General features: G+C 33.7%; 17 protein-coding genes and 2 tRNA genes. 8 read left to right on the forward strand and 11 right to left on the reverse strand.

The window, feature by feature from the left end; genetic code table 11:
* The first annotated feature begins 22 nt into the window (after positions 1-22).
* A complete protein-coding gene (locus F6P99_RS13170; RefSeq protein ID WP_152287960.1) occupies positions 23-2,479 on the forward strand; it encodes an alpha-ketoacid dehydrogenase subunit alpha/beta in 2,457 nt (818 codons plus the stop codon).
* A 66-nt stretch (positions 2,480-2,545) separates the two neighbouring features.
* Here the strand turns inward: F6P99_RS13170 and F6P99_RS13175 are convergent, their stop codons facing one another.
* From F6P99_RS13175 to F6P99_RS13210, 8 genes are all read right to left on the reverse strand, one after another.
* Positions 2,546-3,268: a hypothetical protein gene (locus tag F6P99_RS13175; RefSeq protein ID WP_152287961.1), complete on the reverse strand. Its 723-nt coding sequence runs from the start codon at positions 3,266-3,268 to the stop codon at positions 2,546-2,548.
* A 147-nt stretch (positions 3,269-3,415) separates the two neighbouring features.
* The gene (locus tag F6P99_RS13180) at positions 3,416-4,162 is read right to left on the reverse strand and encodes a hypothetical protein (RefSeq protein WP_152287962.1); all 747 of its coding nucleotides are present in this window, start codon (positions 4,160-4,162) and stop codon (positions 3,416-3,418) included.
* A 167-nt stretch (positions 4,163-4,329) separates the two neighbouring features.
* Complete coding sequence (locus F6P99_RS13185) at positions 4,330-4,977, reverse strand: hypothetical protein (RefSeq protein ID WP_152287963.1); 648 nt, start codon at positions 4,975-4,977, stop codon at positions 4,330-4,332.
* Positions 4,978-5,017: 40 nt separating this feature from the next.
* Entirely contained in the window at positions 5,018-5,743 is a 726-nt protein-coding gene (locus F6P99_RS13190) for a hypothetical protein (protein ID WP_152287964.1), read from the reverse strand.
* A gap of 190 nt (positions 5,744-5,933) precedes the next feature.
* The gene (locus F6P99_RS13195; RefSeq protein WP_152287965.1) at positions 5,934-6,677 is read right to left on the reverse strand and encodes a hypothetical protein; all 744 of its coding nucleotides are present in this window, start codon (positions 6,675-6,677) and stop codon (positions 5,934-5,936) included.
* A 148-nt stretch (positions 6,678-6,825) separates the two neighbouring features.
* Entirely contained in the window at positions 6,826-7,059 is a 234-nt protein-coding gene (locus F6P99_RS13200) for a hypothetical protein (RefSeq protein WP_152287966.1), read from the reverse strand.
* A 131-nt stretch (positions 7,060-7,190) separates the two neighbouring features.
* Positions 7,191-7,934 (reverse strand): hypothetical protein, encoded by a 744-nt coding sequence (locus F6P99_RS13205; protein ID WP_152287965.1) that lies wholly within the window; start codon positions 7,932-7,934, stop codon positions 7,191-7,193.
* Between the two features lie 148 nt (positions 7,935-8,082).
* Entirely contained in the window at positions 8,083-9,414 is a 1,332-nt protein-coding gene (locus F6P99_RS13210) for a DUF2851 family protein (RefSeq protein WP_152287967.1), read from the reverse strand.
* Positions 9,415-9,579: 165 nt separating this feature from the next.
* Between F6P99_RS13210 and F6P99_RS13215 the strand changes: the two genes are divergently transcribed.
* Positions 9,580-10,209, forward strand: a complete 630-nt coding sequence (locus F6P99_RS13215) for an NAD(P)H-dependent oxidoreductase (protein ID WP_152287968.1) — start codon at positions 9,580-9,582, stop codon at positions 10,207-10,209.
* Positions 10,210-10,220: 11 nt separating this feature from the next.
* On the forward strand, positions 10,221-11,681 hold the full coding sequence (locus F6P99_RS13220) for an aminoacyl-histidine dipeptidase (RefSeq protein WP_152287969.1): 1,461 nt from the start codon (positions 10,221-10,223) through the stop codon (positions 11,679-11,681).
* A 64-nt stretch (positions 11,682-11,745) separates the two neighbouring features.
* Here the strand turns inward: F6P99_RS13220 and F6P99_RS13225 are convergent, their stop codons facing one another.
* Positions 11,746-12,705 carry an FKBP-type peptidyl-prolyl cis-trans isomerase gene (locus tag F6P99_RS13225; RefSeq protein ID WP_152287970.1) on the reverse strand — a complete coding sequence of 320 codons (960 nt, stop codon included), beginning with the start codon at positions 12,703-12,705 and terminating at the stop codon, positions 11,746-11,748.
* Between the two features lie 239 nt (positions 12,706-12,944).
* Positions 12,945-13,898 carry an FKBP-type peptidyl-prolyl cis-trans isomerase gene (locus F6P99_RS13230; RefSeq protein ID WP_152287971.1) on the reverse strand — a complete coding sequence of 318 codons (954 nt, stop codon included), beginning with the start codon at positions 13,896-13,898 and terminating at the stop codon, positions 12,945-12,947.
* A gap of 91 nt (positions 13,899-13,989) precedes the next feature.
* On the opposite strand from F6P99_RS13230, the gene F6P99_RS13235 reads away from it, so the two are divergent.
* From F6P99_RS13235 to F6P99_RS13255, 5 genes are all read left to right on the forward strand, one after another.
* Entirely contained in the window at positions 13,990-14,382 is a 393-nt protein-coding gene (locus F6P99_RS13235; RefSeq protein ID WP_152287972.1) for an RNA-binding S4 domain-containing protein, read from the forward strand.
* 71 nt (positions 14,383-14,453) lie between these two features.
* Positions 14,454-14,951 carry a phosphoribosyltransferase family protein gene (locus F6P99_RS13240; RefSeq protein ID WP_152287973.1) on the forward strand — a complete coding sequence of 166 codons (498 nt, stop codon included), beginning with the start codon at positions 14,454-14,456 and terminating at the stop codon, positions 14,949-14,951.
* A gap of 446 nt (positions 14,952-15,397) precedes the next feature.
* A tRNA-Lys gene (locus F6P99_RS13245) sits at positions 15,398-15,470 on the forward strand.
* Positions 15,471-15,528: 58 nt separating this feature from the next.
* Positions 15,529-15,612: transfer RNA gene (locus tag F6P99_RS13250), tRNA-Leu, on the forward strand.
* Between the two features lie 88 nt (positions 15,613-15,700).
* Entirely contained in the window at positions 15,701-16,498 is a 798-nt protein-coding gene (locus F6P99_RS13255; protein ID WP_152287974.1) for a carboxypeptidase-like regulatory domain-containing protein, read from the forward strand.
* Positions 16,499-16,560: 62 nt separating this feature from the next.
* On the opposite strand, the gene F6P99_RS13260 is transcribed toward F6P99_RS13255, so the two are convergent.
* On the reverse strand, positions 16,561-18,060 hold the full coding sequence (locus tag F6P99_RS13260) for a DEAD/DEAH box helicase (protein ID WP_193316087.1): 1,500 nt from the start codon (positions 18,058-18,060) through the stop codon (positions 16,561-16,563).
* Between the last annotated feature and the right edge of the window lie 45 nt (positions 18,061-18,105).

Below are 18,105 nucleotides of genomic sequence, written 5' to 3' on the forward strand. Positions count from 1 at the left end.
TCTTGTAAACAGCTATTTTTTTATGACGTCAACCACATCTAAAACCGAGAAAGAAAACCTCTCATTCCAACAGTTTAAAGAAGAAATCTTACAAGATTACTATATTGCTGTTTTGAGTAGAGAATGTAGCTTACTAGGTAGAAAAGAGGTACTGACCGGTAAAGCCAAATTTGGAATCTTTGGTGATGGAAAAGAACTTCCACAAATAGCCATGGCCAAAGCCTTTAAAAAGGGAGATTGGAGATCAGGTTACTATCGTGATCAAACCTTTATGATGGCACTTGGTGAATTTACACCTCAACAGTTTTTTGCCGGATTGTACGCTCATACCGACATCGAAGCTGAACCTTTTTCTGCTGGACGTCAAATGGGAGGTCATTTTGCCACTCATATCGTAGACGAAGAAGGTAATTGGAAAGACCAAACAAAACAATACAACACGAGTTCTGATGTTTCATGTACTGCCGCACAAATGCCTAGATTAGTAGGATTGGCATATGCATCAAAACTTTATCGAAATGTTGAATGTTTGAAAATTGGCTATGAAAAATTCTCCTCTAACGGCAACGAAATAGGCTGGGGAACGATTGGAAATGCAAGTACGAGTGAAGGTCATTTTTTCGAAGCTATCAACGCATCTGGAGTACTTCAAATACCAATGATTACGAGTGTTTGGGATGATGAGTATGGTATTTCTGTTCATGCAAAATACCAAACCACAAAAGAAAATATTTCTGAAGTACTGAAAGGGTTTCAGAGAGATAAAAAAAATAAGGGATTAGAAATTATGCGTGTGAATGGTTGGGACTATGTTCAACTAATTGACACCTATAGCAAAGCAGCAGAAACATCAAGAAAAGAACATGTACCCGTGTTAATTCACGTACAAGAACTTACCCAACCACAAGGACATTCTTCTTCAGGTTCACATGAACGATACAAGAGTAAAGAACGCTTGCAATGGGAAGAAGATTTTGACTGCAATAAAAAATTCAAAGAGTGGATACTAGAATTTGAATTGGAAAATCAAGATGGAAGCATTTTAAAAATTGCTGACAATGAAGCTATTCTTAAAGAATTAGAAACGAAAGCTCGAAAAGAAGTTTTACAAGCGAAAAAAGATGCTTGGAAAGCTTTCTTGGCACCACTACAAAAAGAGCAACAAGAGTTGCTCGTATTGCTAGATCAAGTTTCTGTAGTAAGCAGCAACAAAAATTTCATCATTAAGATGAGAAATGAACTGGCTGCAATCAAAGAACCTTCACGCAAAGAAATATATTCTACAGCAAGAAAAGCCGCACAGTTTTTAAGAAAAGAACAATCTCCTGAAAAGAAAGCTTTTCAAAATTGGCTTGTAGAAAATAAAAAAATCACTCAAGATAGGTACAGCACCAAATTATACAACGACACTGGAAACGGCGTAAGTACAATTGACGAAATTCTACCTACTTACGCAGAGGACATTCCAGAAGTAGATGCAAGAATTATCATAAGAGATAATTTTGACGCTCTCCTACAAAAACATCCTGATCTGTTTATATTCGGTGAAGATTCTGGAAAAATTGGAGACGTTAACCAAGGTCTAGAAAGCTTACAAGATAAATTCGGAGAAGATCGTGTCACTGATACAGGAATTCGAGAATCTACTATTATTGGTCAAGGTATCGGTATGGCATTAAGAGGTTTGCGCCCTATTGCCGAAATACAATATTTAGATTATTTGATATACACTATTCAAACTTTAAGTGATGACTTAGCTTGTTTGAGGTACAGAACTTTCGGAAAACAAAAAGCCCCATTGATCATTCGAACGAGAGGACATCGTTTGGAAGGAATTTGGCATTCTGGTTCACCGATGGGTATGATATTAAGCACCCTTAGAGGTGTACATTTATTGGTTCCTAGAAACATGACAAAAGCAGCTGGATTTTACAATACATTACTAAAATGTGATGAACCTGCTGTTGTTATTGAAAATTTAAATGGATACCGTTTAAAAGAAAACCTTCCTAACAATTTAGGTGAATATACAACGCCTATTGGTTATGTAGAAACCATTAAAGAAGGAGCAGACATCACTATTGTTTCTTATGGTTCTACATTACGTATTGTTGAAGAAACTGCTTTAGATTTATTACAAGCAGGCATTGATATTGAAATAATCGATGCTCAAAGTCTGATGCCGTTTGACATCAATAATGACATTTCCAAAAGTGTACAAAAAACGAACCGCTTGTTAATTGTTGATGAAGATGTACCAGGTGGTGCATCGGCATACATTCTTCAAAAAGTATTAGACGAGCAAGATGCATACAAATATCTCGACAGCAAACCTGCAACTTTAAGTGCTAAGGCGCATAGACCCGCATATGGAAGTGATGGTGATTATTTCTCTAAACCTTCGAAAGAAGATATTTTCGAAGCTGCTTATGCGATTATGCATGAAGTCAATCCAACTGAATATCCTCAACTATATTAAGTTTAATATATAAAAAAGCCGAAGCAAAATGCTTCGGCTTTTTATTTATATTCTATTGCGTCTTTTTTAATATGAATATCTATTTATATTAAAATACAAATCTTCAAACTTGATGTTTTTTTGTGATTGAGAACCTCCAATAGCATCAGAAAATGTTACCTCATACACTACGCCTTCTCCGATTACATTTTGATGTTCCCCTTTAATTTCATTATCAAAGACATCAACCTCTACCTTAATGTCTTTTTTTGTTTCATCGGTATAATAAATGGTATTCAACTCCACTTCGTCTTTACCAATTTTCACCTTCTCGATAAACAATTCCATAAAATCATTCGCTTCAACAGCAACATATCCTTGAATCAACTCCAAGGGAACAGAAATAACTCCAGCTCCAGGCGATGTTGCTACATCATATTTATCCAATCCATAATAAGCTACTGTTCCTAGTTTTTTCTTTTTAAAATCTGGATGTTTAACTGTTACTTCAATTTCACCAGTAACTTCTAACAAAATAGGTTGGTTTAAATCTACATCAGTCAATTCCATATCTCCATCAACCAAACCACCTTTAATTGTTACTTTATACCCAGTTTTTTCGTAGTTATGTTCGATATCCATATCTCTACCAGGTTGCAATGCCAAACTAAATCCGATACTTACCTCGTAAGGATCTACTATTTCTTGTGGCATCTCTTCTTCTATATTTGTATCATTACAAGAAATAAGTCCAATTGCAAAAATTGAAAAAACAAATCCCCTTACTATAATTTTAGTTAGTGTTTTCATAATCTTTATTTTTAAAAATACCATCAATTTTAAAACTTGAAAATATTTTATGGTTCAAATGGTTCACTCAAATTGATGAAAATTAGATTTTTTAAAATCCAATTCATCAAAAAACTCTTATGTTTTATAAAACTGTTTATCTATACCCTACGATTGAATCCTTGATTGCTCTAAGATGAAATCATCCCCGTTTATTTGGTCTACCTTTTTACTACCGCTCCCAATGATATCTTGAATTGTTACATTATAAACAACGCCTTCTCCTAAAACATTCTCATGCTTTCCTTTCAAAGTACGACCGAAAACATTTACTTCAATCAACAAATCTTCATTTCGTTTACCCGAATAGTAAACGGCATTCATATCAACTATTTCACGATCAATGGTTGCTCTCTCAACAAATCCTTCTAAAAAACTTGATGTGGTAATTGAAACATATCCCTGAACAAGCTCTAACATCACTTTACTTTGCAAACCTTCAACCGGTATTACCTCTTGCTTCTCTGTTCCAAAATAAGCAACCTCTTGTAGCTCATCCTCTTTAAAACCTAAATGAACAACGGTTACTTGAATCGGCCCTGTGGTTTCAACCTCTAATCTTGTTGTTAAATCAACATGCTTAAATACTCGATTACCTCCAACGATATTGCCTTCAACGGTTACTTTATATCCCTGCTTTTCATAATTATGTGAAATTGTGTTTTTCGCTTGACTACCTGTTCCTTTTTCTACAGGTTGTAAATCTAAACCAAAACCTAGAGACACTGTGATAACTTTATCTTCAGGATCTGTACTCCCCTCATCTAAATCATTAGTCTGAGAGCAAGAAGCCAAAGATATTCCCAGAATACTTATCATCCAGAAATACAAACTATATTTTACTAATTGTTTCATTTTTTTAATCTTTGGAGGCGCTTAATCATAAACACTATTCTGAGCACCTAAATGTTAGTTTCATTGATTATACTATAAAACTACATCTACTTTAACAGTTTATACAGTTAAACTAAGTGAAGTGGCAGAAAGCTTTTGTGAAACAACTTTGGTACAACTTTAAAAAATCACATAAAATATAAATTACCGTCCTCGTCTTGATGTACGTAATAAGTAACACCTGAACCGATGATATTTACAGAAGATCTATCTATTTGCATTTGTCCTGAAGTTACAGCAACAATTACCTCTGGTGAGGTCAAATAATAGGTTGTTTTAAACTCAGCTGTTTTTTCGTTTATTTCTACTAAACAAGAAGATTCTAAACCATCTTCTGAATTGACATAAACATACCCCTGTATTAATGCCACGTCTATAGAATGTTCATCTACTGTTGAAGTGTTTAAATAAACTTCATCGACACCATAATACGCTTCTGTCATCATTTGATCTATTTCAAAATCTGGATGCGAGATTGAGATTGTTACATCTTCATTCGTTTCAAATGTAAAAGTCCCCAAAAGGTTTACATTATCATAAACCAACTCCTCTGATGTTTGGTTATTGAGAATAGTAATTGTGTAACCTTTAGTTATATAACTATGAATACTTTTTGCACTCAAACCGTCATTAGTCTCCAAATAATCTAGTTCAAAACTGAGCTGTACATACCTATCATCAACAGGTTCTTGCGGTTCTTGTGTCTCACTATCTTGACAGCCAACCATCCCTATTACCATAAATAGGAATATTATATATTTTAGTATCGTTTTCATAAATTAAGGTTTTAAAAATTACACGAATTTTCGTTCATTTTTACGGATTCCAAATACCATCACCTGGATCTCCGAATTCAGGAAAAGTAAATTCTATTCCATCACCTAAATATGTAACATTGTATTGAACCCCTTCACCTAATTCGGTTGCATGATTCCCTTGTAAACTCCCATAACCATCAGTTCTTACAATAACATCAACATTTGAAGCATCGGTATAATAAATGGTATTCAACTCTTTTTCTAAACCGAGTATCCTTACTTCCGTAATTACAGGCTCAATAAGCTCATCAGATGTCACCATTACGAATCCTTGAACTAATTCCAAAGGCACTATATTCACATCTGAACTACCTGTTGGGACTGGATAATCTTCAATACCATAAAATGCCTCAGTTAAAACATTATTGCTATAAAAATTTGGGTGTTTCACAGTTATTTGAATATCACCTGACACCTCAACGGTTAACCCTTGTGTTAAATCCATATCTGTATGATACGCATCACCTGGATCAACTGCTCCGGAAATTTCAATAATATATCCATCTGTAATATAATTATGGTCGATAGATTTGACTCCTACCTTTGACATCATTCCACCCTCTTCTGGAACCAACACCAAACCGTCAAAACCTAATTGAATCTCTCTAGGCTCTTGTGGTTCAACCGGAGTACTATCCGATGTACTGTCACTACATGAAAACAAAACTCCAAAAACCAACACTGAGAGCAAACCTCTTACTGTATTTTTAAAAATTGTATTCATAATAAATTCTTTTTGATTAGTAACTCAAAGTTAAGATGTAGTATTTTTGAAAATCAAAAAAACAAAGTGAAGCGACTAAAAGTAAACTCCAAACATCTTAAGGCCTGTTTTGGTTAAAAACAAACTGTTTTCTATGACTGAAACAAAAGAGCAGCCATATAACTGCTGCCCTTTGTTATATAAATTTTGTTTAAAGTGTGGGAACTAAGTTTCCATCATCAGGATCACCAAACTCTGGCAATTCAAACTGAATCAATTCTCCAGATGAGGTTACAGTAAACTTTACTCCTCTACCAATGTTATTTGTAGCATCACCTCGTAAATCATTACCTACGGTTGTAATATCAACCCAAATGTTCGGATCTGCTGTGTAATATGGTTTGTTTTTGTCTTTTCCAATATTATCGTTAATATCTAAATTTGTAATTACTCCTTGAGCTCCATCACCTTCTGTTACGAACACAAAACCTTGAACCAATTCTGTGGTAATCAAATAGCTTTCTGAAGCATAAGGAATCGAAATATCTGTAGCTCCATAATAAGCGCCTTCTACAACTGCTGTTTCCACAAAATCAGGATGTGAAACTGTTACCGTAATATCTCCTACTACTTCAATTGGAATTCCTGCCGGATCTGCCAAATCTACATCAGTAAACAATGAATAATCTGGTGATACACCTCCTGAAACTCTTACAGTATAGCCCTTTGTGATATACGTATGGTTGATTGTAGAATCTGCTGAACTAGCCGATTTTCTTTGCAACTGTGATTCTGGAGTTAAAATATATCCTTCAAAACCTAAGTTGATCATTTTTGGCTCTTGTGGTTCGATTGGAGCCGTTTCACTCGTGTCATCACTACTACATGATGCTAACATTCCTACTGTTAATATGGCTAACAAAACCGTCTTGGTACTTTTTACTAAATTTTTCATCTTATTAACTTTTTACGATTAGTATACCCCAAATGTAGAGCGATACTAAAAGCTAAAATGAAAGAACTAAGTGAAGCTGCTCTTTTGAAAACTGAAACGTCTTTTTACTAAAATGAACTTTTCTTCTAAAAATAAATCACCCTGTAAATCACGAACTCCTTTGTAACAAACTCATACCTATTGCACATTGCAAACAGCGTTTTTTATTACTGTAATTCGACTTTAATTGTAATAGTGCTTGACTTCCTAATGCATTTTCTACATTTACACCTCGTTTACCAAAAGCTGTAATAATAGCATTTTTCTCTGGATTTATAGAAGTTATCAAGGTCTCTAAACTTTCAAAATCAATGTTTTTGAATTTATGAAATGCATACTTCATTCGGATGAATGTGATCACACCAAAACAAACAAACACATCCAAAAGATATCTAGATAGCTTCGCCAATATTAAACAGAAAAAAGGCAACAATATCATTGTTGCCTTTACTGAATAATCTAATTCAATTTTGTTTAAAGTGTGGGAACTAAGTTTCCATCATCAGGATCACCAAACTCTGGCAATTCAAATTGAATCAATTCTCCGGATGAGGTTACAGTAAACTTTACTCCTCTACCAATGTTATTTGTAGCATCACCTCGTAAATCATTACCTACGGTTGTAATATCAACCCAAATGTTCGGATCTGCTGTGTAATATGGTTTGTTTTTGTCTTTTCCAATATTATCGTTAATATCTAAATTTGTAATTACTCCTTGAGCTCCATCACCTTCTGTTACGAACACAAAACCTTGAACCAATTCTGTGGTAATCAAATAGCTTTCTGAAGCATAAGGAATCGAAATATCTGTAGCTCCATAATAAGCGCCTTCTACAACTGCTGTTTCCACAAAATCAGGATGTGAAACTGTTACCGTAATATCTCCTACTACTTCAATTGGAATTCCTGCCGGATCTGCCAAATCTACATCAGTAAACAATGAATAATCTGGTGATACACCTCCTGAAACTCTTACAGTATAGCCCTTTGTGATATACGTATGGTTGATTGTAGAATCTGCTGAACTAGCCGATTTTCTTTGCAACTGTGATTCTGGAGTTAAAATATATCCTTCAAAACCTAAGTTGATCATTTTTGGCTCTTGTGGTTCGATTGGAGCCGTTTCACTCGTGTCATCACTACTACATGATGCTAACATTCCTACTGTTAATATGGCTAACAAAACCGTCTTGGTACTTTTTACTAAATTTTTCATCTTATTAACTTTTTACGATTAGTATACCCCAAATGTAGAGCGATACTAAAAGCTAAAATGAAAGAACTAAGTGAAGCTGCTCTTTTGAAAACTGAAACGTCTTTTTACTAAAATGAACTTTTCTTCTAAAAATAAAACACCCCGTAAATCACGAACTCCTTTGTAACAAACTCATACCTATTGCACATTGCAAACAGCGTTTTTTATTACAGTAATTCGACTTTAATTGCAATAATGCTTGACTTTCTAATGCACTTTCCGCCTTTACACCTCGTTTACCAAAAGCTGTAATAACTGCATTTCTCTCTGGATCTATGTTAGTTATCAAAGTCTCTAAAGTTTCAAAATCAATACTTTTGAATTTATAAAATGCATACTTCATTGGTATAATTGCGTTGATCAGTAACACATTTACAAAAGATTTTGAAACCTGTTTCGAAGTTTTTTTAGTTTCTTTTCCAAATGTATAATGCGTATCCCAATAACGCGACGTTCCTACTTGAAAAATGGTATAAAACTCTCTTATGTGATTCGCCGCGACAATAACAGCAAACAGTTTTTTTCTTTGTTCGTATAGCTGTCCCAATTGAGCTAAGCGGATGGTTGGAAAATTTGTTGGTCTGGTTCTAAAAAACTGAAACTGACCTTTAAACAACGGTAAAAGCTTGTGCTTTTTCTTTAGGTACCGATATTCTTTTTGCAATTTCAAAAAATAAACATCTTCGATCGTTTCTTCTAAAAAACCTGCCTGGCCCATCAGTAATACTTCCATTTGCCCTTTTTGATTCAAATATTTTCTAACCAATGAAAAATCAAGAGAGGTTGCTAAATTCAAAAATGATTCACCGTTCAAACGCATTCCAAATGCTTTGGCCAAAACAATAAAAAAAGTAGCTTCCCAATCGTTATTATTCTCGCTGAGAATTTTAGTAATGGCTGCTGTTTTCTCCTCCAATCGTTCAACATACAAACGACTCATCCATGATTTTATAATTACACTAGGCATCTGAATCAATTCGGATTCACATGCGATCCATTTTTCATTTGTAGTTATGAGCTTTGCATATTGATTCAATCGTTCTTCTGACACCAAGCTTTTTAATTCTACCGTCTCTATTTCTTTGCTATTGGCATAAAAAACAGGTACGTCATACTCCCAAACTACATGTAATATAACAGCATCGTAATTAGGATCTATTTCATGTTTATGCGCATACCAATCAGAAGATTTTCGATGGATTTCTATATTGCCTGCCCACTCTTGCTCACCTATCAAAATTCGAGCATTGAAAAAATCTGGTCCGGATTGTTGATTGTAATAACCTGGTTTTAATACTTGAACAAAGACTCCATCTGTTGTTTGCAACCTATTTTTATCGAACAACTGATAACGCCATATATAATGTAAAAAATCTTCAGTAAACAAACTATTGAACAAGGCAAAGCCACCTTCTCCATATTGTGGATGGTTAGTTTTCATAGCTTTTTCTTTACAAGTTAACGATTTTGGTAACAAAAATCAATTTAAAGTCACTTAGTCATCAATCGTATTTATCGTTCAATCAATTATTAAAATCAAATGAATATTTAAAAAATCAAACAAACCATTGGAAACTCTTATTTTTGCATCATAAAATAGAAGTACATGGATATTATCAAAAGTTTACAGTGGCGATATGCAACAAAAAAATTTGACGCATCAGAAAAACTAAATGCTGATCAAATAAACACACTAAAAGAAGCCTTTAATTTAACGGCAACTTCATTTGGCTTACAGCCTATAAAACTAATCGTTATTGAAAATAAAGAACTTAGAGAAACTCTGGTTCCACATGCATATGACCAGCGACAAATTGCAGATGCTTCGCACTTATTGATACTTTGTATTCAAAAAAATATTTCTGTGGAAGATGTGGAAAACTATTTTCATTTGGTGAAAAATATTAGAAATACGCCTGACGAAATTTTAAATCCTTTTAAAGCCTATCTTATAGATACCGTTTCAAAAAACACAAAAGAAGAATTACAACAAGCTGCAAAATCACAAGCTTATATTGCTTTAGGTAATTTACTTACAGTTTGCGCTACTCTGCAAATTGATAGTTGCCCAATGGAAGGTTTTATGCCTGAAAAATTTGATGAAGTGCTAGAACTTGAAAAACTAAATTTACAATCTGTATTATTACTACCAGTTGGTAAAAGAGCTGAAGATGACTATATGGCATCGTTGAAAAAAGTAAGAAAACCCATCGAAAATATGGTAATTGAACTCTAAAGAATCTCTCTATGCATTCAGAAATTAGAAATCTTGAACCCAAAACTCTTTGGAATCATTTTTGCAATATCAACGCTATACCTCGCGCTTCAAAAAAAGAAGAAAAAATTGTAGCATTCATGGTAGCTTTTGGTAAAAAATTAAAACTAGAAACGACTACTGATGCTGTACAAAACGTAATCATCAGAAAACCTGCCACGAAGGGATTAGAAAATTGTAAAACTGTCGTTCTTCAATCTCATTTAGATATGGTGCACCAAAAAAACGAAACCACCGTTTTTGATTTTGCTACTCAAGGGATTGAGATGGAAGTGAATGATGGATGGGTACAAGCTAAAGGTACAACCTTGGGAGCAGACAATGGAATTGGTGTTGCTGCAATTATGAGCATTCTTTCCTCTACAGACATTCCACATCCACCAATCGAGGCACTTTTTACCATCGATGAAGAGACTGGCATGACAGGTGCCATGGAACTTCAACCAAACACTTTAACTGGAGCTATTTTATTAAATCTAGACACTGAAGATGATGATGAGATTTCAATTGGATGTGCTGGTGGAGTTGATGTCACCGCAGCTTCTACTTTTAAAGAAGTTCTTCCAGTCTCTAATTCAACAGGGATTCATATTACCGTAAAAGGTTTACAAGGTGGGCATTCTGGTATGGATATACATAAAGGGTTAGGAAATGCAAACAAAATATTAAATAGAATTCTTTTACATCTCAACCAAAACATCGATTTCCAAATCGAAAAAATATCCGGTGGTAATCTTAGAAATGCCATCCCAAGAGAAAGTGAAACAACCCTTGCTATCCCGAATAGCACACTCTCTCTTTTCGCAAAAGAATTTTCAAAAATTCAAACCGAAATAAAAACCGAATTTGCTGTAAATGAAGCTGATCTTAAGCTAAACTTCTTTGAAGTTTCAACACCTAAAAAAGTAATCGATAAAAAAGACCAATCAAATTTATTGCATTCAATTGCTGCTTTGCACAATGGTGTTTTTTCTATGAACGCTAAAATTACCGATTTGGTAGAAACATCAAACAACCTAGCGAGAGTTACTGTTGAAGATTCTTGTATCGAAATAGCATGCCTGACCCGATCATTCTCTGAATCGGGTAAAAAAAACTTAGTAAACAGTTTGACAAGTGTTTTTAAACTCGCGGGGTATCAAACAAAAGTAAGTGGTGATTATCCTGGATGGGCACCGAACCCGAATACTGCTATTTGCAAAATCCTAAACAATATATACCAAGATTTATTTCAAGACACACCTAATATTATGGCGTGCCATGCTGGACTTGAATGTGGAATATTAGGAACTCATTACCCAGATATGGAAATGATTTCTTTTGGCCCTACAATTAGAGGAGCTCATTCACCTGATGAGAAAGTAAACATTCAATCAACTCAAAAATTCTGGAAATACTTTTTAGAAATCTTAAAAAACATTCCGGAAAACTAATTAGATACGTAGTATGAAACAAAAAAACCAGATGATATCATCTGGTTTTTTTGTTTCATTATTTCTAGTCTTCCAAATGTATATCAGAATTTTTATAATTCGGCAAACCTCCGTTCACCCCTTCAATTCTTCCATCCTCATCATACGGAAAATCAATATTCCCTCGAGCGTCTCTGGCTGTAAACTCATCCAACACCTCATCTCTAGTAGTACTAAAATCATTGTCATCATCTTCATCTCTATAATCTTCAATACCATCTCCATCAAAATCATCTGCAATGATGTTTAACCCATCATCAAAAGAAAGTTCGAATTTGGTTGGTACCAAATCTAAATCTGTATCAATTAGTTTAACATCATCCAACGTTACTTTAAATATCAATGGAGAATTTGATGGAATCCCCATCCTTACATACCCTGCATAACCCAACCCAGAGGGAAAAATAAGATACCCCTCTCCTGAGCCATTATATACATTCTCATTCCCAGCAATCGTAGAGGTGCCTTTTTTCAACTTTGTCAAACCTATTGAAAAACCTTGAATTGTGTTATAAAGCGGCAACCAAATTGGCTCATCATCTATTACATCAAAAACTGTACTATCCAAAAGCATCGCACTATATGTTACAAGAACAGAATCAACTCTTGATGGTGACGCATGCCCTACATTTCCATTATCGATTCCTTCTTTAAAAATATAATAATACATTTTATAATCTAATAAAGTTCCATCAGTCTCAATCCCCTGTATGGAGTCTAATTTAGGGTCTTCATTTAAAGGCACTCTATTTTCTGGTGATAAAGATCCCTCTTCATCATTGTCGATGCTCCAAATAACATTGTCATTCGTATTAAAATAATGCGTGTCTAGATATAGAAGTATAGAATCTTGATCGTTTTGCAATTGCGCTTCATGATCGAAAGGATTAAAGGGATACTTAGTTAGCTCATTAGTACCCTTATCACAAGAAATACTAATTACAAATAAAACAGCAAGTAAATAGATTGTATTTTTTGAATTCATTTTTACAGGATTGATGATCATTTTTTTTAATGCTCAATATACATCTTTCCTTAAAATCACCTTGGTAATCGTTAAGAATAAAAATCATTTTCTAACATAAAAAATCTGTAAAAGTAACTTTCTGGAAGAGAACCTAATTCAAACAAAGAAATCTTAAAAAACATCATGAAAAAAATAGTGTTAGAATAAAATAAAAAAAGCCAGATGATATCATCTGGCTTTTTTTATTTCAATTATTTCTAGTCTTCTAAATGCACATTAGAATTTTTGTAATTCGGTGTACCTCCGTTCACCCCTTCAATTCTTCCATCCTCATCATACGGAAAATCAATATTCCCTCGAGCGTCTCTGGTTGTAAACTCATCCAACACCTCATCTCTAGTAGAGCTAAAATCATTGTCATCATCTACATCTCTATAATCTTCAACTCCATCTCCATCAAAATCATCTGCAGTGATGTTTAACCCATCATCAAAAGAAAGTTCGAATTTTGTTGGTACCAAATCTAAATCGAAATCTGTAAGTTTTACATCATTCAGTTCTATCCGAAAAATAAGCGGTGAATTTGGCGGAATACCGCTTTGTTCAACATTCGCATACCCAAGACCAGATGGAAAAATCAAATACCCTTTTCCTGAATTGTGAAAAATATGATCATCATCAGGAGCAGTTTCAAACGTTCCTCTTTTCAATTTTGTCATTCCTCTTCTCCAACCTACAACAGTATTGCTCAACAAAAACCAAATTGGATAATCTTCTCTTGAATCAAACACCGTACTATCTAACAACATTCCAGAATACTTAACATAAACCGAATCTACCGGAGATGGCGAAGAGTAACCGACATTTCCTGTATCTACTCCTTCTTCAAAAACATAATAATACATTGTATAATCAGCAACGATTTCCGTAAAGCTAATACCATCGATAGAGTCAAGTTTTGGATCATCTTTTAACGATATCCTAGATTCAGGCGGTAAAGAACCAACCTCATCATTATCGATACTCCAAATCAAACTGTCATTTGTATTAAAATAATGTGTACTTAAATAAGAGTACAAAGAATCTCTATCAATAATCAACTGGGCTTCATGATCGAAAGGATCTGTAACAATCTCATTAGATTCTTTCTTACAAGAAATACTAAATATAAGTAACGTTACTAATAGATATATAATATTTTTTTGATTCATTTTCACTGAATTGATAGTCTATTTTTAGGAAGCGCAATGTACAATTTTCCTATCTTTGTTGAAAGTGAAACACTATATTTTAACTTTTTAAATGAGAATCGATAAATACTTGTGGACCATTCGTTACTTCAAAACGAGATCATTGGCAACAGAAGCCTGTAAAAAGGGACATGTAAAGATCAATGCCGTAAATGTAAAACCTGCCAAGGACGTATATATTGGAGAAAAAATTTCAGTTCGAAAAAATCAAATAAACTACCAAATAGAAGTCTTAGACATCCCAAAAAACAGAGTCGGTGCAAAACTTGTAGATTTATACCGAAAAGACACCACTCCGAAAGAAGAGTTTGATGCACAAGAATTATTAAAATACTCTAAAGACTATTACCGTAAAAAAGGAGTTGGAAGACCTACAAAAAAAGACAGAAGAGATATTGAAGACTATCATGAAACCTCATTTTTGGATGATCTAGATGACAACTAAAAAAGTTGTTTTTATTGGCTCTCATCAAAAAAAATCTTTTCTATCTTTGAAATTGTAAAAAACTTATTACTATGACTGATAACTGCATCTTAACAGACAAACAAATCACCAATAAAACCCGTCGAATTGCATACCAGATTTTGGAAAACAACGTCAACGAAAAAGAAGTTATTTTGGCTGGTATTTGTGGTAATGGTTATATTTTTGCAACCCGCATAGAGGCAATATTGAATGAAATATCAGATTTAAAAACAACCTTATGTGAGGTTCATATAAATAAAAAGAATCCTAGAGAAACTATTTCAACATCAATACCTAAAGAATCGTATGAAAATAAATCTTTGGTATTAATTGACGATGTTCTTAGTTCAGGGTCGACATTGATATATGGAGTAAAACATTTCTTAGAAGTTCCTCTGAACCGTTTTAAAACGGCAGTATTAGTCAATAGAAATCATAAAAAATACCCAGTCAAAGCTGACTTCAAAGGAATATCTTTATCTACGTCTCTTAAAGAACATATTCAAGTAGAGTTTTCAGAAAATTCCTCGAGAGCATTCTTAAATTAAGAAAGAAATTTTCCATACCATTTCATTGAACACCTCAGCTATAGTTGTTTCAAACACAGATTCAATACGAATCTATTGGTCTTAAAACATGGTATTCCTATTTTAAACAAACTTCAAACGAAGTCTCAGACGAGAACAGCTTGACTTAGTATTATGTTCATCTATTCGAAAAAATACAACTCATTTTTACACAAAAAAACAGTGATTTTTTACTGTTTTTATTCTAAATAGAATCGTATAATTCTATCAGAGTCAACTTCAATTTCTCTTTAACAGTCTTAGCTAAAGACGTTTTATTATTTACTGTATCGCGAACAAAACTCTCCTAAAATTCGCTAAACTGTATTAAGTAAATTAAAGTCAGAATCTCCATTAAAAAAGTACTATAAAAAACTTGTAGTATTAAAATATGGTTTTATATTTGCACTCGCAATTAGAAATTGTATGACCTGGTAGCTCAGTTGGTAGAGCATCTCCCTTTTAAGGAGAGGGTCCTGGGTTCGAGCCCCAGCCCGGTCACTAAAAGCTTTTCTACTAAGAAAAGCTTTTTTAGTTTTGAGACATATGTATCTCAAAAGCACACATGGCGGAATTGGTAGACGCGCGGGCTTGAGGGGCTCGTGTCCTTACGGACGTGCAGGTTCAAGTCCTGTTGTGTGCACAAATTTTCTTGTTTTATAAATATTGCTAGTTGTTTTTTTTGCCAAATAATTAACATCCATTTCCTCGATAATTAGTATACTTGTATCATGCAAAAAATTGTTCTAATATTCCTTTTCGCTACTTTAATCAGCTCTTATGGGTATTCTCAAGAGACTCAGAAACCCGTTGATTTAAATGGTGTTATTCTAGATGGAGTTTCGAAAGAACCTCTAAGCGGGTCGCATATCTTAAACCTCAATTCTGTTCGTGGTACAACTACTAATTTCGATGGAGAGTTTAGCATTCCAGCTACTGTAAACGATACCATTATGATCTCTTATATCGGGTATCAATCTATCAAATTAAAAATAACCAACGATTTACTAAAAGGAAATGAGCTTTCGATTACACTGCATGAAAAAGCTAACGAAATATCTGAAGTAACCGTAAAAACACACAATCTTATTGGTGTTTTAGAAGTTGACATCAAACAAGTACCGAAAGACAAATACACTCGAATTCATATCAATGGTCTTCCTCAAACTTATGAAACCGGTAAAGTTACTCCCAAAAGCTATACTACACTTGGTGCTGCAATCTTTCAGCCAGTTGACTTTATGTATAATATGTTCGGGAAAAAACCAAAATCTCTTAGAAAGTTGAAAAAACTAAAAGACGAAGATGAGTTAAGAGAAATATTAGGACAAAAATTTGACCGTGAGGTAATGCTAGAGTATCTAGAAATGAATGACAAACAATTAGAAGAATTACTAGACGACTGTAACTACTCTGAATATTTTATCAGAACTGCAAGTGACCTACAAGTCGTTGAAGCGATTTTAGATTGTCATGAAAATTACAAAGCACTACAAGAAGGGTCTCTAAAAAAAGACAACGAAAAGTAACAGTAAAATTTGCTTATCAAAAAAGGCTAACAATTTATTTGTTAGCCTTTTTTATTTCTTAGTTATGAAAAACTTTGATTGATCATAGTTGACAATCTACGCTTGTAATCATCTTCCAACCATTGAATATAGTTTTTTGTACTTTTTATGATACAATAAGAATACTTCTTTATTCTATCAGAAATATCATCTTGCAACAATCGTGATAAAATTCGGGCATCAAAAACATCTTCACTATTTTCAACACACAACTTACAATGCTGTTCTAACGATTTGTCTAAAACCACTTTAGACTTTAAATTCATTTTTATTGCTTTGTCATATTCTTCTTTAACATTAAAAGAAAAATCTGTAGAATTCGGAAATTCAGCTCTGATTTCTGGCGGCATGGTATAAGTGAAATTTCTTTCAATTGTCTCGTCATTGATCAAATTATCCAAATAATACATCGGAGAGCTAAATATTTTTTGCCAATCCAATGGCGACCCCCACAAACCAAATCTGGCAGCATTATTTCCTAAATCCAATACTTTGAAATCTTTTTTATCTCCAATTACTCTAGACCCTCTACCGATCATTTGGTAGTATAAAGTAATTGATTTTGTAGCACGATTTAAAATAATCGTTTCAACCGATGGCTCATCAAACCCAGTAGTTAAAATACCTACTGAAGTTAAAATGGCATTCGGCGTTTCTTTAAACCATTTTAAAATAAACTCACGTTCTTGTCTAGAGTTTGTATTATCAAGATGCATGATTTCATAACCTTCAGCTTTAAAAGTCTCATACACGTGAAGTGACGTATTGATACCATTGTTAAAAATCAAGGTTTTTTTCCCTAAAGATTTTTCTTCGTAGGCATGTAATAACTTCTCTTGCATTAAATTATTTGAATACAATTCCTCAGAAGACTTAACGGTATAATCTCCATTGATACCTACCTTCAATGTTCCAAGTGCTACGTCGTATGTGTACGTCGTTGCTTTTGCAAGAAAACCTCGATCCACTAATGATTGTACCGGTTCACCTACCAACAATTCATTATAAATCTCGTTCATAGGTAGTTTCATATTCGAACTCAAAGGTGTCGCTGTTACTCCTAAAATAAAGCAAGTCTCAAAATATTTAAAAAGCTTTCTAAACGAATTGTAATGCGCTTCATCAATAATTACCAAACCAATTTGATCTAACTCAAGTTTATCGTCATTCAAACGATTTTTTAAAGTTTCAACCATCGCCACAAAACATAGATAATCATCTTGATCATCTAGTTCTTTAACATGACTGTTGATAATTTTATTGTTTACTTGAAATTCCGATAGCATCCTAGATGTCTGATTACACAACTCAATTCGATGTGTTAAAATCAATACTTTTTTTCCTGTTTGCTCTATATAGCGTCTTGCTATTTCAGAAAAAATAACTGTTTTACCCCCACCTGTAGGCAATTGATAAACAAGATTGAAATTATCTGGATTTTTTTCAATCTTACCAAAAATTTGGCTCAAAGCCTCATTCTGATAGTCATATAATTTTTTAGTCGTATTTTTTGTAGATGTCAAATTTTGGCTCACTATGCTAATTATTTCGAAACCTTGCAAAAATAG

Origin of the sequence: Flavicella marina (assembly GCF_009193215.1) — a bacterium.
In the GTDB taxonomy this organism is placed as follows: Bacteria; Bacteroidota; Bacteroidia; order Flavobacteriales; family Flavobacteriaceae; genus Flavicella; species Flavicella marina.

Coding starts and splice junctions, on each gene's coding strand:
- F6P99_RS13205 (WP_152287965.1), bottom strand. CDS start 7,934: ATGAAAAATTTAGTAAAAAGTACCAAGACGGTTTTGTTAGCCATATTA.
- F6P99_RS13185 (WP_152287963.1), bottom strand. CDS start 4,977: ATGAAAACGATACTAAAATATATAATATTCCTATTTATGGTAATAGGG.
- F6P99_RS13200 (WP_152287966.1), bottom strand. CDS start 7,059: ATGAAGTATGCATTTCATAAATTCAAAAACATTGATTTTGAAAGTTTA.
- F6P99_RS13215 (WP_152287968.1), top strand. CDS start 9,580: ATGGATATTATCAAAAGTTTACAGTGGCGATATGCAACAAAAAAATTT.
- F6P99_RS13240 (WP_152287973.1), top strand. CDS start 14,454: ATGACTGATAACTGCATCTTAACAGACAAACAAATCACCAATAAAACC.
- F6P99_RS13235 (WP_152287972.1), top strand. CDS start 13,990: ATGAGAATCGATAAATACTTGTGGACCATTCGTTACTTCAAAACGAGA.
- F6P99_RS13225 (WP_152287970.1), bottom strand. CDS start 12,705: ATGAATTCAAAAAATACAATCTATTTACTTGCTGTTTTATTTGTAATT.
- F6P99_RS13170 (WP_152287960.1), top strand. CDS start 23: ATGACGTCAACCACATCTAAAACCGAGAAAGAAAACCTCTCATTCCAA.
- F6P99_RS13190 (WP_152287964.1), bottom strand. CDS start 5,743: ATGAATACAATTTTTAAAAATACAGTAAGAGGTTTGCTCTCAGTGTTG.
- F6P99_RS13220 (WP_152287969.1), top strand. CDS start 10,221: ATGCATTCAGAAATTAGAAATCTTGAACCCAAAACTCTTTGGAATCAT.
- F6P99_RS13210 (WP_152287967.1), bottom strand. CDS start 9,414: ATGAAAACTAACCATCCACAATATGGAGAAGGTGGCTTTGCCTTGTTC.
- F6P99_RS13175 (WP_152287961.1), bottom strand. CDS start 3,268: ATGAAAACACTAACTAAAATTATAGTAAGGGGATTTGTTTTTTCAATT.
- F6P99_RS13180 (WP_152287962.1), bottom strand. CDS start 4,162: ATGAAACAATTAGTAAAATATAGTTTGTATTTCTGGATGATAAGTATT.
- F6P99_RS13255 (WP_152287974.1), top strand. CDS start 15,701: ATGCAAAAAATTGTTCTAATATTCCTTTTCGCTACTTTAATCAGCTCT.
- F6P99_RS13230 (WP_152287971.1), bottom strand. CDS start 13,898: ATGAATCAAAAAAATATTATATATCTATTAGTAACGTTACTTATATTT.
- F6P99_RS13195 (WP_152287965.1), bottom strand. CDS start 6,677: ATGAAAAATTTAGTAAAAAGTACCAAGACGGTTTTGTTAGCCATATTA.